The sequence below is a fragment of the Hyphobacterium sp. genome (assembly GCF_043584775.1).
Lineage (GTDB): Bacteria > Pseudomonadota > Alphaproteobacteria > Caulobacterales > Maricaulaceae > Hyphobacterium.
Genome location: NZ_CP121327.1, coordinates 707,248 through 724,601, shown reverse-complemented (window position 1 = coordinate 724,601; position 17,354 = coordinate 707,248). Strand labels below are relative to the sequence as shown.

Sequence of the window (17,354 nt, the reverse complement as noted above, 5' to 3'; positions counted from 1 at the left end):
GAGTTATGTCCATTCGTACAATGATATCTGCGGCCGCTCTCAGCATGACGGTCTGGGGAAGTGCTTCGGCAGAGGATATTCTGGAACTCAGACAATCCTATGCCGGGCATTATGTCCTGCCGACCATGGTTGGCGATCGGGGGCCCTTCCCCTTCATTCTGGATACCGGTGCCAACCATACCGCCATTCTCGAATTGCTCGCGCATCAGCTGGGTCTTTCGTTTCAAGACGGCGTTCCCGATACCCTCTATGGTCTGACCGGGTCGGATTCCACCGTCATCCTGGGCGTGGCGGCGCTGGATTTCGGCGCAGGCCCCGCGCCCATTGATCGCGCGGTGACCATTGATGCCGAGGTCAATGCCGATCTGGTGGCCTTTGGCATTATCGGCACGGACGCCTTCCGCGGCCAAAGGCTGGAAATTGACCTGATCGACTATGCCGCCACGGTCGATCCAGACGCGACCTGGCAGGAATCCGCCTTTGACGGCTATATAGCCCGCAATGGCATGTTACTGATGGAAGGACGCGTCGGCGGGGTCGACACCACTTTCATGATCGATACCGGTGCGACCCGCAGTTTCGTTAATCGCGCATTGGCGGAAGCAGTCGTCGCCAGCCGTCAGATGGATCGTATCGAAGTGATGGGCATGAGCGGTCCCGGCGGGAATGCCGGCGAAATCGGTATTGGCACGGTTCGCCTGCCCGGCCTGTGCCGCCGCAATGTGCGCGCGCTGGCCAGCGATTTTCCGATTTTCGACACGCTCGGCCTGAATGAACGGCCCGCCATGATTATCGGCCTCGATCTGCTGGATAATGGCATTATTCGCATTGATTTCGAGCAGGGCGTTTTTGCGATTGACAACACCGCCACGTGCCGGGGGCGCTCCACCAGCCTGATCGACTAGACGGATCGATCTCACGCCGGATCAGGGCCTCATTACCAAATAAAAACCGCCGCGAAGCCTGGCTCCGCGGCGGTTTCCTTGTCTGCGCCTGACGAGCCTTACGGCGCGCCGGACGACCGGTCCATCGAAGGCCCACCGGCCTCGGTGTCCTCGGGGTGCGGTGTCATCGTGCCGTCCGCATCACCCATCAGCTTCTTGATGATGGGCGAGATCAGCAACATGCCAACCGCGATGGCCATCGCAATCAAACCAACCTGCGTATAGACCGCCGAATAGGTGGCTTTCGCCGCAGCGACGTCCGTCAATTGTCCGCCAATGGTTTCCGCGCCAGTAGAGGACGCAATGATGCCGGCGAGGAAGTTCGACAGGCCCGAATAGAGGAACCAGGCCCCCATCGTCATGCCGACCACGCGGGCCGGGGCCAGTTTGGTCACAGCCGACAGGCCAACCGGCGACAACATCAACTCACCCATCGTATGCACGAAGTAGATGAGGAAGATGAAGTAGACGGCCGTCATGCCGGCCGTGCCACTAACATTCATGCCCAGAACAAGCGCCAGGAAGCCAAGCCCGACAAGGAAAACGCCAAAGGCGAATTTCACAGGCGTTGAGGGATTCATTCGCCGCTTGGCGAGGTATATCCAGAGCCACGCCATGAGTGGCGCAAAGATGAAGATGAAAGCCGCATTCAGACTCTGGAAGACCGGCGCAGGCACCGACCATCCGAACATGGTGCGGTCCACCAAGCGATCCGTGAACAGGTTCAGCGAAGAGCCGGCCTGTTCAAATAGCGCCCAAAACGGGATCTGCGCCAGCACGAAATAGATGGCGGCGAACATCTGACCGCGCTCCATTCCACTGGTTTTGAGAAAAGCATAGATCACGAGGAAGGCCAGCATGATCAGGCCAAGCGGGCCGAGAATGCCGCCCATATATTGCGGGTTCATCACGGCCAACATGGAAATGCCGATAATTGCCAAACCTGCCAGATAACAGGCCCATTCCACATTGATCGGCCCGAACACCTTCTTTTTCAGCTTTTCCGCGTCGGGCGGATCTGCGCGGCCCTCAAGCCAGCCCTGGAAGAACAGGAAGGTCAGCAGGCCAACCAGCATGCCGATACCCGCCAGTCCGAAGCCCCAGGCCCAGCCATAGACGATACCGATAATCCCGACCGTTATCGACGACAGGAAGGAGCCGAGATTGATTCCCATATAGAAGAGCGTAAAACCGGAATCCCGGCGCGTATCGCCCAGTCCGTAGAGCGTTCCGACAATGGTCGAGATATTCGCTTTCAGAAAGCCCACGCCGGCAATAATCAGTGCCAGAGCAAGATAGAGAATATTGACGTAAAGCTCTTCCTGCTCGATCCGGGTCATGTCGCCGGAAAAGTCGATCTGAGATGGTAGACCGACTGCATCCGGATCGGTGACGACCATCACGCTGCCTTCATTCTCGAATCTGACAACAGACTGACCCGTCTCGGAAATGATGATCTGGTTGGCGTCACCGCCCCGACCATCCAGCGTCAGCTGATATTCCGCGCCCTCATAGGTCAGGATTTCCCGTGAGCCGGAGCCTTCGAACGCCATCATGCCGTGACCGAGCACCAGGAGAATGGCCCCGAATGTCACCGCCTTTCGCTGTCCTAGATAACGGTCGGCGAGTGTCCCGCCGATAATCGTCATCACATAGACCAGCGCCGTATAGGCACCGTAAATCAGCGTCGATTGCTGATCCGAGAACAGGAAATGCTGGGTCAGATAGATGATCAGCAGACCGCGCATTCCATAGTAGGAAAAGCGCTCCCACATCTCGGTGAAGAACAGGATGGCCAGCCCTTTCGGGTGCCCGAAGAAACTTGTATCGCGCGAAGCGGCGTCGCCCGGCTGCCCCGCGACTGCTGGTGTATCTGTCACACTCATCCTCCCCAGATGAATTAAGTCTCGAATCCGGGCGGCACTTGACCACGGTGTTAACCACAGAACAAGTCGGGAGATGTCACGAAACTGTCAGTAAGCGCACTCGCGGAAGGCCGGATCGACGGAATGTTCCCAGCCGGAATGGTAGCGCTGCAGAAGCTCGCGCGCCGGACTGCGCCCGCTGGCAGCAATGGCATCCAGCTCATCCAGGAAGATGGTTTCATTCTCGCCATGGCCATTCAGCCGCGCCCGGGCCCGCAAGCCATCGCGGGAAATCTTCAGCACGTCCTTGGCAATATCCTGCAGGGTGTGATCGCGGAACGGCGTATGCAGCGCCAGTTTCGCCGCGCCTTCGCGCAGCCCTTCGCGTTCTTCGGCAGTCCAGTCCTTCACCAGCTGCCAGGCGGCTTCCAGCGCGGCATCATCATAGAGAATGCCCGCCCAGAAGGCGGGCAAAGCGCACAGCCGGTTCCACGGCCCGCCATCCGCGCCGCGCATTTCGAGGAAAGTCTTCAGGCGCACTTCCGGGAAAATCGTCGACAGGTGATCGTCAAAATCATCCATGGTCGGGAGTTCGCCCGGCAATGCCAACAGCTTGCCATCAAGGAAATCGCGGAAGCTGAGCCCGGTTGCGTCTAGGAATTCGCCTTTGCGCTTCACGAAATACATCGGCACGTCCAGCGCGTATTCGACATAGCGCTGAAAGCTCATCCCGTCCTCGAAAACGAAGGGCAGCATGCCGGTGCGGTTATTGTCCGTGTCTGTCCAGATGTGCGCGCGATAGGACATGAAGCCATTCGGCTTGCCATCGGCGAAGGGCGAGTTGGCAAACAATGCGGTCGCCACCGGCTGGAGCGCCAACGAGACGCGGAACATCTTCACCATGGTCGCTTCGCTGTCGAAGTCGAGATTGACCTGAACGGTGCACGAGCGGAACATCATCTGATGCCCCAGCGTGCCGACTTTCGGCATGTAGGCTTTCATCAGGCCATACCGGCCCTTGGGCATCATCGGGGTCTCTTCCAGAGACCATTTCGGCGAGAAGCCGAGGCCCAGGAACCCCGCGCCCACCTCGTCAGCCACTTCGCGCACTTCGCGCAAATGCCCGTTCACCTCGCGGCAGGTCTCGTGCAGGCTCTCCAGCGGCGCGCCGGACAGCTCGAACTGCCCGCCCGGCTCCAGGCTGACACTGGCTCCGTCACGTTTGAGCGCAATCGGATTGCCGTTTTCCAGAACCGGCTCCCAGCCAAAACGCGTCATGCCTTCCAGCATTTTGCGCACGGTCGGTCCGTCGCCCTCATACGGCAAAGGCCCATGATCATTCAGGCGAAAGCCGAATTTCTCGTGTTCGGTCCCGATCCGCCACCGGTCTTTGGGCTTGCAGCCCGTGGCAAGGTGTGCGGCCATCTGCTCGATGGACTCGATAATGGGCCCTTGGCCACCGTCAGAATAGGATCCGCTCAAAGCCTGTCGCTCCCTTGCCCTTTTCGCCTAGGTAGTCAGCCGACACCCCGGCGGCAAGGCGGAACACGCATTATTCACGCGGTTGTGCACCGCCGGCCCAGTCCCCGCACTGGCTTTGCCAGAGGCTCAAGGCGGCCGCCGCAGCTGTGTCGGCTCGCAATATGCGCGGGCCCAGGCTGACCGGCAGGGCTAGGGGCAGGCTGCGAATTCTGTCCCGCTCTTCCGGTGTGAACCCGCCTTCCGGCCCGATCAGGATGGCGGCTTTCTGTGTCGGCCGATCCCGCAAGGCGTCGGCCATCGGCAAGGCGTCTCCGGCCTCGTCGCAATAGATCAGCACACGATCCGCAGGCCAGGCATCCAGAATGGCCGACAGTTTTTCTGCTTCGAATATCTCCGGCAGGTCAAATCGCTCGGTCTGCTCGGCGGCTTCCTTCGCCAGCGCGCCCAGCCGGTCGATTCGGACCTTGTCGGCGATGGTGCGCTGCGTCAGCACGGGCCGGATCCTGCGCGCACCCAGCTCGGTGGCTTTTTCCACAATGAAATCGGTCCGCGCTTTTTTTACCGGTGCAAACAGCAGATCGAGGTCCGGAACCCCCTGCGCCACCCGTAGCCGGTCCCCGACATGCAGGACCGCGCCCTTGCGGTCTGCGGCCACGATATCCGCCACCCATTCACCATCTTGAGCATTGAAAAGACGCACTTTATCGCCGGTTTTCCGGCGCATGACGGAAATAAGGTAATGGCTCTCATCCCGCCCCAGCCGGATTTCGGCGGCGGGGCTGAGCGTCTGGTCGCAATAAAGGCGCGGGTCGGTCATATCCTGCCGGTACGCATGACAGGCTGCGGCGTCAACTCTCTTGCCCGGCTTTGCCGGTTCAGGGCAATTAGTCGTCATGGTTATGGAATCAGATCGACGCGTGGCGGACAGCCTGCCGAAAAGCTGGGTGGATGCAGCCCCCGTCCGCTTCCGGCCGTTTCTGCGCCTCGCCCGCTATGACCGTCCGGTCGGCTTCTGGCTCCTGACCATTCCGTGCTGGACCGGCCTGCTCCTCGCTCGCCTCGCCAGCGGCCTCGCACCGCAATGGAGCGATCTTGGTCTCGGCGTCCTGTTTGCCATCGGCGCGATCGCCATGCGCGGGGCCGGCTGCACCTATAACGACATCATCGACCGGGATCTGGATCGCCGCGTCGCCCGCACCGCCGACCGCCCGCTGGCGGCGGGAACCCTGACCGTTCGCTCGGCATGGCTCTTCCTGCTGGCGCAATGCCTCGTTGGTTTTGTGGTGCTGATGCAATTGCCGCCCCTGGCGATCTGGATCGCGCTCGGCTCTCTGGCGCTGGTGGCGGGCTATCCGTTCATGAAGCGCATCACCTGGTGGCCTCAGGCCTGGCTGGGCCTGACCTTCAACTGGGGGGTGCTGGTGGGGTATGCCGCCATTGCCGGGCAGATCGACGCGGCCGCGCTGGCCCTGTTTGCGTCCAGCGTTTTCTGGACGCTGGGCTATGACACCATCTATGCCTGTCAGGACATGGAAGACGATGCGTTGGTCGGCGTGAAGTCCACCGCCAGAGCCTTGCAGGCGCACCTGCATCGCTGGCTGTGGGGGTTTTACGCCGTGACCGCGCTCGGCGCGGCGCTGGCCGGCATTCTGGCAGGCGCGCCCGTCTGGTTCGCCCTCGCCATCCTGCCCTTCACCTTCCATCTGTTTGATCAGATCCGGAAGGTCGACACTTCAGATGGCGCGGCCTGCCTTGCCGTCTTCAAGAGCAACCGGACCACCGGCCTGCTATTGGCGGCCGCCTTTCTTATATGTTCGTTCATTTGACCTTTGCCGCGCATCGTGGCGGGATGGAAACAGGCTTGCGCCCCACATGGCGCGATTAGAGGGAGGCTATGAATGGCAAACCGGCTTTTGGCCGTATTGGGTGCCGCCGCATTATTTGCATGCAGTGAACCCGTCACGGAAACAGTTGTCGTCGATGAACCCGATACCGAAACAACGGTCTCGGGCATTCAGGTCGATGTGGAATATCACACGCTGGAAAACGGCCTGCGGGTCGTGCTCTCCCGGGACACATCCGTCCCGACGGCCACCGTGGCGGTGTATTACGGCGTCGGCTTCCGCAATGAACCGCGCGGCCGCACCGGCTTTGCCCACCTGTTCGAGCACCTGATGTTCGAAGGATCCGAAAACCTGCCCGGCGGCACGATGACCAATCTCATCTACAATGCCGGCGGCGTCCAGAACGGCTCCACCCGCTTTGATTTCACCAATTACTTCGAAGTCGTTCCCAACAACGCGCTGGAAGCCATCATCTGGGCCGAAGCCGACCGCATGGCCCGCCCGATCATCGACGAGGAAAACCTCGCAGCCCAGGGCGGCGTGGTTGAGAACGAGGTATTGGTGAATGTCATCAACCAGCCCTATGGCGGCTGGATCTGGATCGACCTGCCGATGCTCGCCAATGAAAACTGGCACAACGCCCACAATTTCTATGGCGATCTGGATGATTTGCGGGCCGCCACGCTGGACGATGTCCAGACCTTCTTCGACACCTATTATGCCGTCAACAACGCCACGATCGTGGTCGTCGGCGACATTGATTATGATGAAACCCTCGGCTGGATCGAAGCCAATTTCGCCAGCATCGAGCCGGGCCCGCCCCTGCCGGAGATCGATATTTCCGAGCCGCGTCAGGAAGAAGAGAAATTTGGCGTCATCTACGACCGGCTGGCACCCCAGCCCGCGCTCGGCTTCGGCTATCACATGCCGGAACGCGGCACGCCGGAATATTACGCCATGGCCGTGATCGACCAGATTCTGGTCCAGGGCGATGACAGCCTGCTGAACCAGCGCATCGTCAATGAGGAGGGCTACGCCTCCAGCGTCTTCGGCGGCATCAATCTGCTCGGCAATATGTACAACTATAATGGGCCGATGCTCTGGTCCGCCGGCATGATCCATGGCGATGAATACGACCATGAAGTGATCATGGGCACGGTCGATGACGTCATCGAGCGATTGCGCACCGAAGAGATCAGCGAGGAGCAACTCGACCGCGCCATCACCAAATTGCGCTCGCAATTCTACAACATTGTGGACTCCGCCTCGCGGTTCGGCCTCGCCGATCTGCTTGCGGTTTTCGCCATGTTTGATGATGACCCCACGCGGATCAACCGGATCGAGCAAGGCTTTGACCAGGTGACGCCGGAACTCGTTCTGGCCACCGCGCAGGAATATCTGCGGCCGACCAACCGGTCCGTCCTGCGGGTCATTCCGGATCCGGACGGCACATTGGGCGGTCAGGCAGACGACACAGATCAAGGCGACTCCGGGACTGAAACACCGGATGAGGGTCAATAGGGAGGACATGACGATGATGAAATCGACCACATTTCTGATGGCGGCATCCCTGATGCTGATGTCCGCTCCGACGGCTTTCTCGCAAGCCTTGCCGCAGCCGGAAATCGGCCCGGCACCGGCGTTCGAACTGCCGGAAACATCAACCGTCGTGCTCGATAACGGGCTCGAAGTTACCTTCATCCATTTCGGCCTGGCGCCGAAGGTGAACATCTCGGTGCAGATCCTGGCCGGCAATGTCTTTGATGGCGAGAATACCTATATCGCCGACCTGACCGCCGCCATGATGGAAGAAGGGGCCGGCGGGGAATCGCCGGAATCAATTGCCCGGGCCTTTGCCTCCATGGGCGGCGACATGAATGTCGGCGTCGGCATGCACACAACCAATTTCTCGGCCAATGTGCTGACGGAATTCGGGCCGGAAGCGATCTCCCGTATTGCGACCGTCATCCGCAATCCCGATTTCCCGGACTCGGAATTCGAACGTATCCGTCAAAGCCAGGTCCGCAACATAACCGTGGCGCGGTCCCAACCGGGCCCGATTGCCAACGAAGCCTATGTCGGCCTGCTCTACGGAACGGATCATCCCTATGGTCAGGGCATGCCGGACGAAGGCCAGTTGGAAAGCTACACCATGGATCAGGTGCGCGCTTTCTATGACGAGAATTTCGGCGCGGCCCGGACCCGCATCTACGTGGCCGGACGCTTTGACGAGGACCGGCTGGAAGCCGCCATTCGCGAGGCTTTCGGTGACTGGGAATCCGGCCCTGAAGCGAGCATTCCGCCCGCCTCGATCAATAATGGCCCCGTGGTTCAGCTGATTGATCGTCCCGGTGCGCCGCAGGCCACCATTCGCCTCGGCTTCCCGGTGGCAACGATCGGCACGGAAGATGCCTACCGGATGACCGTCATGAACGCGATTCTCGGCGGCTCCTTCACCTCGCGTCTGACCAGTAATCTGCGCGAGGAACATGGCTGGACCTATTCGCCGGGCTCCGGCGTCACCAACCGCATTGGCACATCCTACTGGACGTTCAGCGCGGACATCACGACCGGGGCGACGGTCGAGGCCTTTTCGGAAATCTTCAGCGAGATCCAGACCCTCCAGCTGAACACGCCGGACGAGGAAGAAGCCGGCGGCATGCGCAGCTGGCTGTCGGGCCTGTTCATTCTCCAGAACGCCTCGACCGGCGGGCTGATCGGCCAGATTTCCAACCGCGATTTCTACGGCCTGCCGGACGATTATCTCGAAACCTATGTTGACCGGATCAATGATGTCTCCAATGGCGACATCTCGGCCGTGGCCTCCGAATACCTGCAACCGGACCGCATGGTGCTGGTTGTGGTCGGCGACCTCGATTCGATTGGCGAAGGCCTGCAGGCCTTCCCGCAATTCGCGGATGCCGAATTCATCATGGACGAGGAGTAGTATCGCCGCGCTGAATTTAAGGGCCGGGTATATATCGCCCGGCCCATGGCTTTATGAACTCGCCTCGCATCACCAATTTGTTCTGTTCGGCAATCGAGAGAAATCCGATGGTTAAGATTGCCGCAACGGGGGTAATCGCCCTTTTAGTCGCTCTTGCCATTTCGACGAATCCGGACCCCATGGCTCTGGACGCCTTTTATCGCGCAAATCACGAGCAATTAAACCGGGGAGGCGAAGTGGGGGTGCTTCAAAGAGAAATTGTTTCAAGGTCTGGCGTTGAAGATACTGCTGATGCGCCGATAACGATATCAAATGTCATTTGTTTTCGTTACTCGAGCCACGCGCTCCCAGCCTTGCAGAGCGACTTTCCACGATTTGAATTTGTTGAGATAGGAGCGGAAGTCTATGACTCTGCTCATGAATGTGCCAGAAATCCCGCGTTTGTCGGCTATGACCCTCCGATATCGCGATGTGGCTTGGGTGAGGAATCATTTCGGTGAACCCGAGCCTAGCTGGGATATAGCCCCCTATTTCAATCCAATTTCTTTCGGAAACGAACGAATCGGCCTTATCTTCCGGAATGGCCAGAATCCGCGCCGTCGACCGGCGACTTTTCCTGTTGATCGAAATTGCCGCCCGGCGTCTCAACCGGGAGGCCGACAAGCGTCTGAAAGATGAAGCCGGCGTCTCTTCCGCGCAGGCCGGCGTGCTGTTTCTGCTGCTCCGCCGCGGGCAACGCCGGATGGGCGGTTTGAGCAAAATCCTGTCCCTGAACCCGCCGGCGGTCACCGGTCTGGTCGACCGCATGGTCAAGGCCGGACTCGTGTCGCGAACCACCGACAAGACGGACGGCCGCGGCGCCATGGTGGCGCTCACCCGAAAAGGCACGGAAGCGGCCGAGCGCGCGGATATCGTCCTGCGCGAATTGAATGCCGACCTCGAGGCGCGCCTCGGCGACGAGGTCTCCGACACGCTTCATGACGCCCTTACCCGGATCGTTATCGCGGAAAGTTGACGCTTACGCGAACTGGATTTGGCCGCCAGACTTGCCTACACATTGATCGAGCAATCGGTAACGGAGCCCGCCGCATGAGTAATCTGGTCTCGGTAGAAACATCTGACGGCGTGCGGACCATCCGCTGGAATCGTCCGGAAAAGAAAAACGCCCTCCTGCGTGAAATGTATGACGCCGCGGCAGAGGCTATCGAATCCGGTGAAACGGAAAAGTCGGTGCGGGTATTCGTTCTGGGCGGACAGCCCGGCCTCTTCACGGCAGGCAATGACCTCGTCGATTTCATGGAAGCCCCGCCTCATATTGGCTCTGGCGACATGCCGCCGGTTGAGCGCTTCATGCGGGCACTCATGACGGCAAAGAAGCCGGTCATCGCCGAAGTGGACGGCCTCGCCATCGGCATTGGCACCACCCTCCTGATGCATTGCGATCTGTCCTATGCCTCCGAGAATGCGGCCTTCAAGACCCCCTTTGCCGATCTGGCACTGGCACCGGAATTTGCCTCCAGCCTGCTATTCCCGACGCGACTGGGCCGGGCGGCGGCTTCTGACCTCCTGATGCTGGGCACAGTCTGGGATGGTGAGCGTGCCAAACAGGCCGGCCTTGTGACCGATGTCTTCCCGTCGGCCAGCCTGTCGGACGAAGTCCGCAAACGCGCCCTCGCCCTTGCCGCCAAGTCTCCGGGTGCGGTCCGCATGGCCAAGGAATTGATGATGACCCCGGACGAGCCGCTTTCCGATCGCATGGCGCGCGAAGGCAGTATCTTTGCTGAAATGCTGCAATCGCCGGAATTCAGCGAGGCTGTCACCGCTTTCATGGAACGCCGCGCGCCCGATTTCTCGAAGTTTGGCTGATGGGCAAGGGCGCTCACTCCTATATCGACGATCCGCGTAATGCGGATGTGAAAGTCTGGATCAATGGCGAGCTCTACCCGCGCGCCGAAGCAAAGATTTCCGTGCTCGATTCCGGTTTCATTCTGGGCGATGGCGTCTGGGAGGGGCTGCGGGTCCACAAGGGCAAAATCGCTTTTCTGGACACTCATCTCGACCGGCTGGAGGAAGGCGCCAAGGCGCTGGACTATGATCTCGGCCTGTCACGGGAAGAGCTGACCAAAGCCCTCTACGATACGCTCGATGCCAATGGCATGCGCGAGGGGGATGGCGTCCATATCCGCCTGATGACCACGCGCGGCCTGAAGGCGACACCCTATCAGGACCCGCGTGTCACCATTTCGCCTGCCACCATCGTTATCCTCCCGGAATGGAAGCGCCCGGACCCGGCCGTTGCGGAAAAGGGCCTGCGCCTGTTCACGGTGCATGTCCGGCGCGGCTATCCCGATGTGCAGGACCAGAAGCTCAATACCCATTCCAAGCTCAATTGCATCACCGCCTGCATCCAGGCCGCCAAGGCCGGCGCCGACGAAGCGCTGATGCTCGATCCGCATGGCTTTGTGGCCACCTGCAACTCCACCCATTTCTTCATCGTTAGACAGGGCGAAGTCTGGACCTCGACCGGGGATTATTGCCTTGGCGGTGTGACGCGCGGCGTGATCATCGATCTCTGCCGCGAGGCGGGCATTCCGGTCTTCGAGAAGAATTTCACCCTGACGCAGGTCTATTCCGCCGATGAAGCATTCACCACCGGCACCTTCGCCGGCCTTGTGCCCGTCATCGAGGTCGATGGCCGCAAGATTTCCGGCGGCCGCGGTCCCATGGTCGAGCGCTTGCAAGCCCTCTATCGCGCAAAACTCGAGGCGGAATGAGCGACACGATCCGCATCTGCCTGTGGTCCGGCCCGCGCAATATCTCGACGGCCACGATGCGGTCCTTTGAAAACCGCCCCGACTGCGCCGTCTGGGACGAGCCCTTTTACGGCCCCTATCTGGTCAAGACCGGCCTTGATCATCCCGGCCGCGACGCCATTCTGAACTCGGTGCCGCTGGATGAGGATGACATCGCCCTTCGCTGCGCCAGAGACGCGCCGGATGGCTCACCCCTCTTCTTCCAGAAGCATATGTGCCAGCACATGCTGGACGATATTCCGCGCGACTGGATGGCCGCTTGCCGCCACATCTTTCTGATCCGCGATCCCGCCGAGGTTTGCGCCAGCTTTGCCGCCACAACCGGCGCAGTCACCGCCGAAGATATCGGCCAGATCCGGCAGACCGGACTTTATGAAGATATCTGCCAGCGCAGCGGCCATGCCTGGCCGGTGATCGAGGGGCGCGACGTGCTGGCGGCCCCCGAAGCCATGCTGCGCGCATTATGTACCGCGATTGATATTCCGTTTGATGTCCACATGCTCAGCTGGCCCGCCGGCAAACGCGACACCGACGGCGTCTGGGCGCCCTGGTGGTATGATCGGGTCGAAGCCTCAACCGGCTTTGAGGCCCCCCAGCCCAGCCCCCATCATCTGCCAGAAGCCGCGCGCGATGCCGTGACTGCCAGCCGCCCGCATTACGAAAGAATGCAGGCAAGAAAACTGGTCGTCTGAACTACTCTCCCTGCAGGATCGGATCACCGGTGGCTTCTTGATAGGCAACACCGACGAAAGGCGTGACCCACCAGGCATTGAAACGATTGGCGATCCAGGCATCGCCTTGGGCAAACAGCGATTGTTGCGCGGACAGATCCACCTCGGCCCTGACCTCTTCAAGGCTCAAGCCTGCTTCTGCCAGCGGCCCGACCTGGGCGCGCACCTCGGCCATCAGAGCGATCAGCTGATCCACATAGGCTGTATCCGGCTGCACCGCGCCATGGCCCGGAATCAGATAGGCATAATCCAGTGCCCTGATGGCTTCGAGCGCTTCAATCCAGTCCGCTGGATAGCTGCCGAATCCATAAGGCGTCGGATGGACGACAAGATCACCGCTGGCGACAACGCGCTGTTCCGGCATCCAGACGACGGCATCGCCATCGGTATTCCCGCGCCCGAAATAGCGCAGCTCGACAGGCCGCATCCTATCATCCAGCACCAGCCGGTCCGAGAAATGCCGTGTGGGGGCAATAATCTCGATGGTGTCGACCGCCGCGATCAGCTCATCGAGATCTCCGGCCAGCATCGTGTAATATTCCGCGATGCGTGCCGGGATCACCGTGCCGTCGGGCAAAGCGCCCGTTGCCGCCACGGCGTCGACGACCGGGCGCGAGGCTTCAAGTTGTTCGCCCGCCTCGTGGATATAGTCCATCGCCGCACCGGCAATATGCCGAACCGTATTCTCGTGGGCGATGATCTCGATCTCGGGCCAGGCCGCGAGGAAGGCCGCATTGCCAAGATGATGATCGCCATGCCAGTGCGTGTTCACCAGATAGCGCACCGGCGCATCGCTGATCTGCCGGATCTGCGCGATGATCCGCTCGCCTGCCATCGTGCTGCCGCCGGAATCCACCACAGCCAGCCCGCCGCTTTGCTCGATCACGACGACATTGCTCTCCGCGGGCAAACGCATCGGATCAACGCGGTAAATCAGGTGGGTACCCTCAACCACCTCCTGCCGGTCATAGACAAAGGGATCCGCCAGAGCGCTGGCGGCGCTGGCGAGACCGAGAAGAATGGCAAAGAAAACTCTGGACATGGAAACTCCCCCCGTTGATTTTCGCCTTCATGCCATTCCGCTGCCGCTCCGGGGATGAAAACCCGGAAAGACGCTTCAACAGATCGTGAAAGGATTTTCCATGAATACCGCCTCCACGCCGGACATTCAGCATGAATCAACCGAAACCCGGGGCCGCTTCTTCATGGATATGGGCGACGGATCAGAGGCGGAACTGACCTATTCCATTGCCGGCCAGACCCGCTGGATCGCCGATCATACCGGCGTCCCGGAACAGCATGGCGGCAAGGGCATTGCCGGCCAGCTCGTGCGTGCATTGATTGCCGGTGCCCGCGAGGCCGATGTGAAAATCATCCCGCTTTGCCCCTATGTGAAAGCCTGGGCGCAAAAACATCCTGAAGAAGCGGATATTTTCGACTAGGCTACGGCCAACACGTATTCGGGGGAGATTTACATGACCATTTTGCGCTGGATCGGCGGCATCGTCGTCATCGCCATTATCGCCGGCCTTGTCTGGCTGAACACATCGGCCACGGGGCGCATTTTCCTGCCCACGGCTACCGGCATTACGGCCAAGCAAGTGTGCTCTCTCACCTTTGTCTCCGGCATGGAGCCGGAGCTGGCCCGCGAGCTCTATATCGACCCGCTGCTGGGCGGCCCGGCTTCGCTGATCAGCGCCAATGTCGACCGCGAGGACATGTCCGTGCATTCGCGCCTGCTCGGCCTCTGGCATCAGGAAGCGCAATACCGCGAAGGCATGGGCTGCACGCTGGTGCATGGTTCGCGCGAGTTTGACCGCGATCTGACCGTAGCCTGGGATGAGGCCCCGCAATATTATGAACTGGACGCCGCCCATCGCGACGCCACCTTCGATTCGGACGCCCTGCAGGCTGCCATCGACGGCGCGTTCGACGACGGCTTCGGCGCGCGCAATACGCTGGCCGTCGTGGTTCTGCATGATGGCCGTCTGGTGGCCGAGCAATATGCGCCCGGCTTTTCCCGCGAAAACCGGCTGCATTCCTGGTCGATGGCGAAATCCGTTGCCGCGACGCTGGCCGGCGCGATGACGCTTCGCGGTGATCTCGACGTTTACGAGGAAGGCACGATCGAGCTGCTCGACGGTCTGGGGGCCGAAGCCGAAGCGACCACGATTGATGACCTCCTGCGCATGACCGGCGGCCGCGCCGCGCATGAGATCAATGACGGCACGGATCCCAATTCCGACATGCTGTTTACAGAAACTGACATGGCCCGCTTTTCCGCGACACGCGAGCGCCTCTTCCCGCCGGGCGAGCACTGGGAATACCAGTCCGGCGACACAGTGCTGGCGACTTGGGAGATGCAGTCACGCCTCGGCGACACGCTGGAAGATCAGGTCCGCGCCCTGCGCGCCCTCATCTTCGAGCCGGCGGGTATTTATTCGCCGATCTTCGAAACCGATGCGTCCGGCACGCTGCAAGGCTCGTCCTACATCTATGCCACCCCGCACGACTGGGCCCGCCTGATGCAGGTCTATCTCGATGATGGCATGGCCAATGGCACCCGCATCCTGCCGGACAACTGGCGCGACTATATCACCACGGAAACGCCCGGCTCGGATGGCATTTACGGCTCCGGCTTCTGGCTCGCGCCGGAACTCTCGCCGCAGGCCTTCTACATGTCCGGCTTCCAGGGACAGTCCACGCTCGCCATTCCGGAATATGATCTGGTGATCGTGCGCATGGGCGCCACGAATTACGTCAACACAGGCACCTGGACCATGGCCCGCGCCATCATGGCAGCGCAGACTGCGGAGTAGCGCCGCGCTATTCCGCCTGCCTGTGCCAGCCATCGCTGTCTGTGCTGCGCAATATCCGGTCGAACGGGCCGGGCAGAAGCCGCTCGGCCTTGCGCAGCCATTGGTCCAGCTTGCGATGATCAGCCCGCAGATTGCGCAGGCGATTTCGGGCGCTGGCCGAATTGGCAAGGATCAGTCCGGCCCCGATGCCCACGACGACAATCCCGACGGGCACGGGCGAGAGGGTGAGCGGCAAGCCCACGAGCACCAGCACCCATCCGATCAATTGCAATAACAGCGTCATCCAAACCTCATCTTGCAAAAAGAACGATTGCGATGCGGCGCGGTTCCATTCGCCGCAGGCGAAAGACTGGACAATGCCAGCGTAAATCGCAGATTGGGCGGCAGGCAAGAAGGCATTGGCCATGGCATACAAATCCCTGCGCGATTATCTGGAAATGCTGGAAGCGAAAGGCGATCTGAAACGGATCACCCGACAGGTTTCCACCGATCTTGAAATGACGGAGATCCATCGCCGCGTTCTGGCCGAGGGTGGCCCGGCCCTGCTGTTCGAGAATGTCGTCAATGAAAAGGGCGAACGCTCGGATATGCCGGTGCTGGTCAATCTGTTCGGCACGGTCCGGCGCGTCGCCAATGCGGTCACGCTGGGCGGTGAGCCGCGCGAAACCGCCGAAGAATTGCGCGAAGTCGGCGAACTCCTCGCTTTCCTGCGCCAGCCCGAGCCGCCGCGCGGCATCAAGGATGCGCTCTCCATGCTGCCACTGGCGAAGACGGTGATGAGCATGCGGCCCAAAACCGTGCGCAACGCCCCCTGTCAGGAAGTCGTGCTGACCGGCGATGACATCGATCTCGACAAGCTGCCCATCCAGACCTGCTGGCCGGGCGAGCCTGCCCCGCTCATCACCTGGCCGCTGATTGTCACCAAAGGCCCGTCGGACTCAAAGGAGGACGACTTCAATCTCGGCATTTACCGCATGCAGAAGCTGGGCAAGGATAAAACCCTGATGCGCTGGCTCAAGCATCGCGGCGGCGCCCAGCACTTCCAACGCTGGAAAAACGAAAAGCCTGAGCCCCTGCCCGTGGCCTGCGTGCTGGGCGCCGATCCCGGCACCATCCTCGCCGCCGTCACGCCCGTACCGGACACGCTCTCGGAATACCAGTTTGCGGGCCTTCTGCGCGGGGCCAAGGCCGAGCTGGTGGATTGCAAGACCGTGCCGCTGAAAGTCCCCGCCGAGGCCGAGATCGTGCTTGAAGGCCATGTGATGCTCGACGAGTACGAGGATGAAGGCCCGTACGGCGATCACACCGGCTATTACAACTCGGTCGAGAAATTCCCGGTCTTCAAGATCAGCGCCATCACCATGCGCAAGGACCCGATCTATCTTTCCACTTATACCGGCCGCCCGCCGGACGAACCCAGCGTGCTGGGCGAAGCGCTGAACGAGGTCTTCATCCCCCTCTTCCAGCAGCAATTTCCCGAAGTCGTGGATTTCTGGCTGCCGCCGGAGGGCTGCTCCTACCGCATCGCCGTCGTTTCGATGAAGAAGGCCTATGCCGGCCATGCCAAGCGTGTGATGCTCGGCGTGTGGTCCTATCTGCGCCAGTTCATGTACACCAAATGGGTGATCGTCGTGGATGACGACATCAATGCGCGCGACTGGAAGGATGTGATGTGGGCGGTCTCCACCCGCATGGACCCGGCGCGCGATGTCACCCTGATTGAAAACACGCCGATCGATTATCTCGACTTTGCCTCACCGGTTTCCGGCCTCGGCTCCAAGATCGGCCTGGACGCCACCAACAAGCTGCCCGGCGAAACCAACCGCGAATGGGGCGACAAGCTGGATATGGACGCGGGGACGAAACGCCGGGTCGACGAAATGTGGGCGGAGCTGGGGCTGGGGTAAGT

17 protein-coding genes are annotated in these 17,354 nt (G+C 60.8%); 12 read left to right on the top strand and 5 right to left on the bottom strand.

Annotated features, from left to right (window positions below):
• Positions 1-5 precede the first annotated feature (5 nt).
• On the top strand, positions 6-905 hold the full coding sequence (locus tag P0D52_RS03455) for an aspartyl protease family protein (RefSeq protein WP_394694051.1): 900 nt from the start codon (positions 6-8) through the stop codon (positions 903-905).
• Positions 906-1,003: 98 nt separating this feature from the next.
• Here P0D52_RS03455 and P0D52_RS03450 read toward each other — a convergent pair whose 3' ends face one another.
• From P0D52_RS03450 to P0D52_RS03440, 3 genes are all read right to left on the bottom strand, one after another.
• Positions 1,004-2,719: a peptide MFS transporter gene (locus tag P0D52_RS03450; RefSeq protein ID WP_394694755.1), complete on the bottom strand. Its 1,716-nt coding sequence runs from the start codon at positions 2,717-2,719 to the stop codon at positions 1,004-1,006.
• Between the two features lie 198 nt (positions 2,720-2,917).
• The gene (locus P0D52_RS03445; protein WP_394694050.1) at positions 2,918-4,291 is read right to left on the bottom strand and encodes a glutamate--cysteine ligase; all 1,374 of its coding nucleotides are present in this window, start codon (positions 4,289-4,291) and stop codon (positions 2,918-2,920) included.
• A gap of 70 nt (positions 4,292-4,361) precedes the next feature.
• The gene (locus tag P0D52_RS03440) at positions 4,362-5,108 is read right to left on the bottom strand and encodes a 16S rRNA (uracil(1498)-N(3))-methyltransferase (RefSeq protein WP_394694049.1); all 747 of its coding nucleotides are present in this window, start codon (positions 5,106-5,108) and stop codon (positions 4,362-4,364) included.
• Positions 5,109-5,184: 76 nt separating this feature from the next.
• Here P0D52_RS03440 and ubiA point away from each other — a divergent pair, with 76 nt between their 5' ends.
• From ubiA to P0D52_RS03400, 8 genes are all read left to right on the top strand, one after another.
• A complete protein-coding gene (gene ubiA, locus P0D52_RS03435; protein WP_394694048.1) occupies positions 5,185-6,117 on the top strand; it encodes a 4-hydroxybenzoate octaprenyltransferase in 933 nt (310 codons plus the stop codon).
• A gap of 72 nt (positions 6,118-6,189) precedes the next feature.
• Positions 6,190-7,656 carry a M16 family metallopeptidase gene (locus tag P0D52_RS03430; RefSeq protein ID WP_394694047.1) on the top strand — a complete coding sequence of 489 codons (1,467 nt, stop codon included), beginning with the start codon at positions 6,190-6,192 and terminating at the stop codon, positions 7,654-7,656.
• 13 nt (positions 7,657-7,669) lie between these two features.
• Positions 7,670-9,082, top strand: a complete 1,413-nt coding sequence (locus P0D52_RS03425) for a M16 family metallopeptidase (protein WP_394694046.1) — start codon at positions 7,670-7,672, stop codon at positions 9,080-9,082.
• A gap of 107 nt (positions 9,083-9,189) precedes the next feature.
• The gene (locus P0D52_RS03420) at positions 9,190-9,582 is read left to right on the top strand and encodes a hypothetical protein (protein WP_394694045.1); all 393 of its coding nucleotides are present in this window, start codon (positions 9,190-9,192) and stop codon (positions 9,580-9,582) included.
• 80 nt (positions 9,583-9,662) lie between these two features.
• A complete protein-coding gene (locus tag P0D52_RS03415) occupies positions 9,663-10,097 on the top strand; it encodes a MarR family winged helix-turn-helix transcriptional regulator (RefSeq protein WP_394694044.1) in 435 nt (144 codons plus the stop codon).
• A 74-nt stretch (positions 10,098-10,171) separates the two neighbouring features.
• Entirely contained in the window at positions 10,172-10,948 is a 777-nt protein-coding gene (locus P0D52_RS03410) for an enoyl-CoA hydratase (protein ID WP_394694043.1), read from the top strand.
• The gene (locus P0D52_RS03405) at positions 10,948-11,856 is read left to right on the top strand and encodes an aminotransferase class IV (protein ID WP_394694042.1); all 909 of its coding nucleotides are present in this window, start codon (positions 10,948-10,950) and stop codon (positions 11,854-11,856) included. The genes P0D52_RS03410 and P0D52_RS03405 overlap by 1 nt, the downstream gene beginning before the upstream one ends.
• On the top strand, positions 11,853-12,587 hold the full coding sequence (locus P0D52_RS03400; protein ID WP_394694041.1) for an HAD family hydrolase: 735 nt from the start codon (positions 11,853-11,855) through the stop codon (positions 12,585-12,587). Before P0D52_RS03405 ends, P0D52_RS03400 begins: the two co-directional genes overlap by 4 nt.
• Before the next feature lies 1 nt (position 12,588).
• On the opposite strand, the gene P0D52_RS03395 is transcribed toward P0D52_RS03400, so the two are convergent.
• Entirely contained in the window at positions 12,589-13,668 is a 1,080-nt protein-coding gene (locus P0D52_RS03395; RefSeq protein ID WP_394694040.1) for an MBL fold metallo-hydrolase, read from the bottom strand.
• A 100-nt stretch (positions 13,669-13,768) separates the two neighbouring features.
• On the opposite strand from P0D52_RS03395, the gene P0D52_RS03390 reads away from it, so the two are divergent.
• Both P0D52_RS03390 and P0D52_RS03385 read left to right on the top strand, forming a co-directional pair.
• Positions 13,769-14,068 carry a GNAT family N-acetyltransferase gene (locus P0D52_RS03390; protein ID WP_394694039.1) on the top strand — a complete coding sequence of 100 codons (300 nt, stop codon included), beginning with the start codon at positions 13,769-13,771 and terminating at the stop codon, positions 14,066-14,068.
• 33 nt (positions 14,069-14,101) lie between these two features.
• Entirely contained in the window at positions 14,102-15,445 is a 1,344-nt protein-coding gene (locus P0D52_RS03385) for a serine hydrolase domain-containing protein (protein WP_394694038.1), read from the top strand.
• A 7-nt stretch (positions 15,446-15,452) separates the two neighbouring features.
• Here the strand turns inward: P0D52_RS03385 and P0D52_RS03380 are convergent, their stop codons facing one another.
• Positions 15,453-15,851 carry a hypothetical protein gene (locus tag P0D52_RS03380; RefSeq protein WP_394694037.1) on the bottom strand — a complete coding sequence of 133 codons (399 nt, stop codon included), beginning with the start codon at positions 15,849-15,851 and terminating at the stop codon, positions 15,453-15,455.
• Between P0D52_RS03380 and P0D52_RS03375 the strand changes: the two genes are divergently transcribed.
• Positions 15,850-17,352: a UbiD family decarboxylase gene (locus P0D52_RS03375; RefSeq protein ID WP_394694036.1), complete on the top strand. Its 1,503-nt coding sequence runs from the start codon at positions 15,850-15,852 to the stop codon at positions 17,350-17,352. The genes P0D52_RS03380 and P0D52_RS03375 overlap by 2 nt on opposite strands.
• The last annotated feature ends 2 nt before the right edge of the window (positions 17,353-17,354 follow it).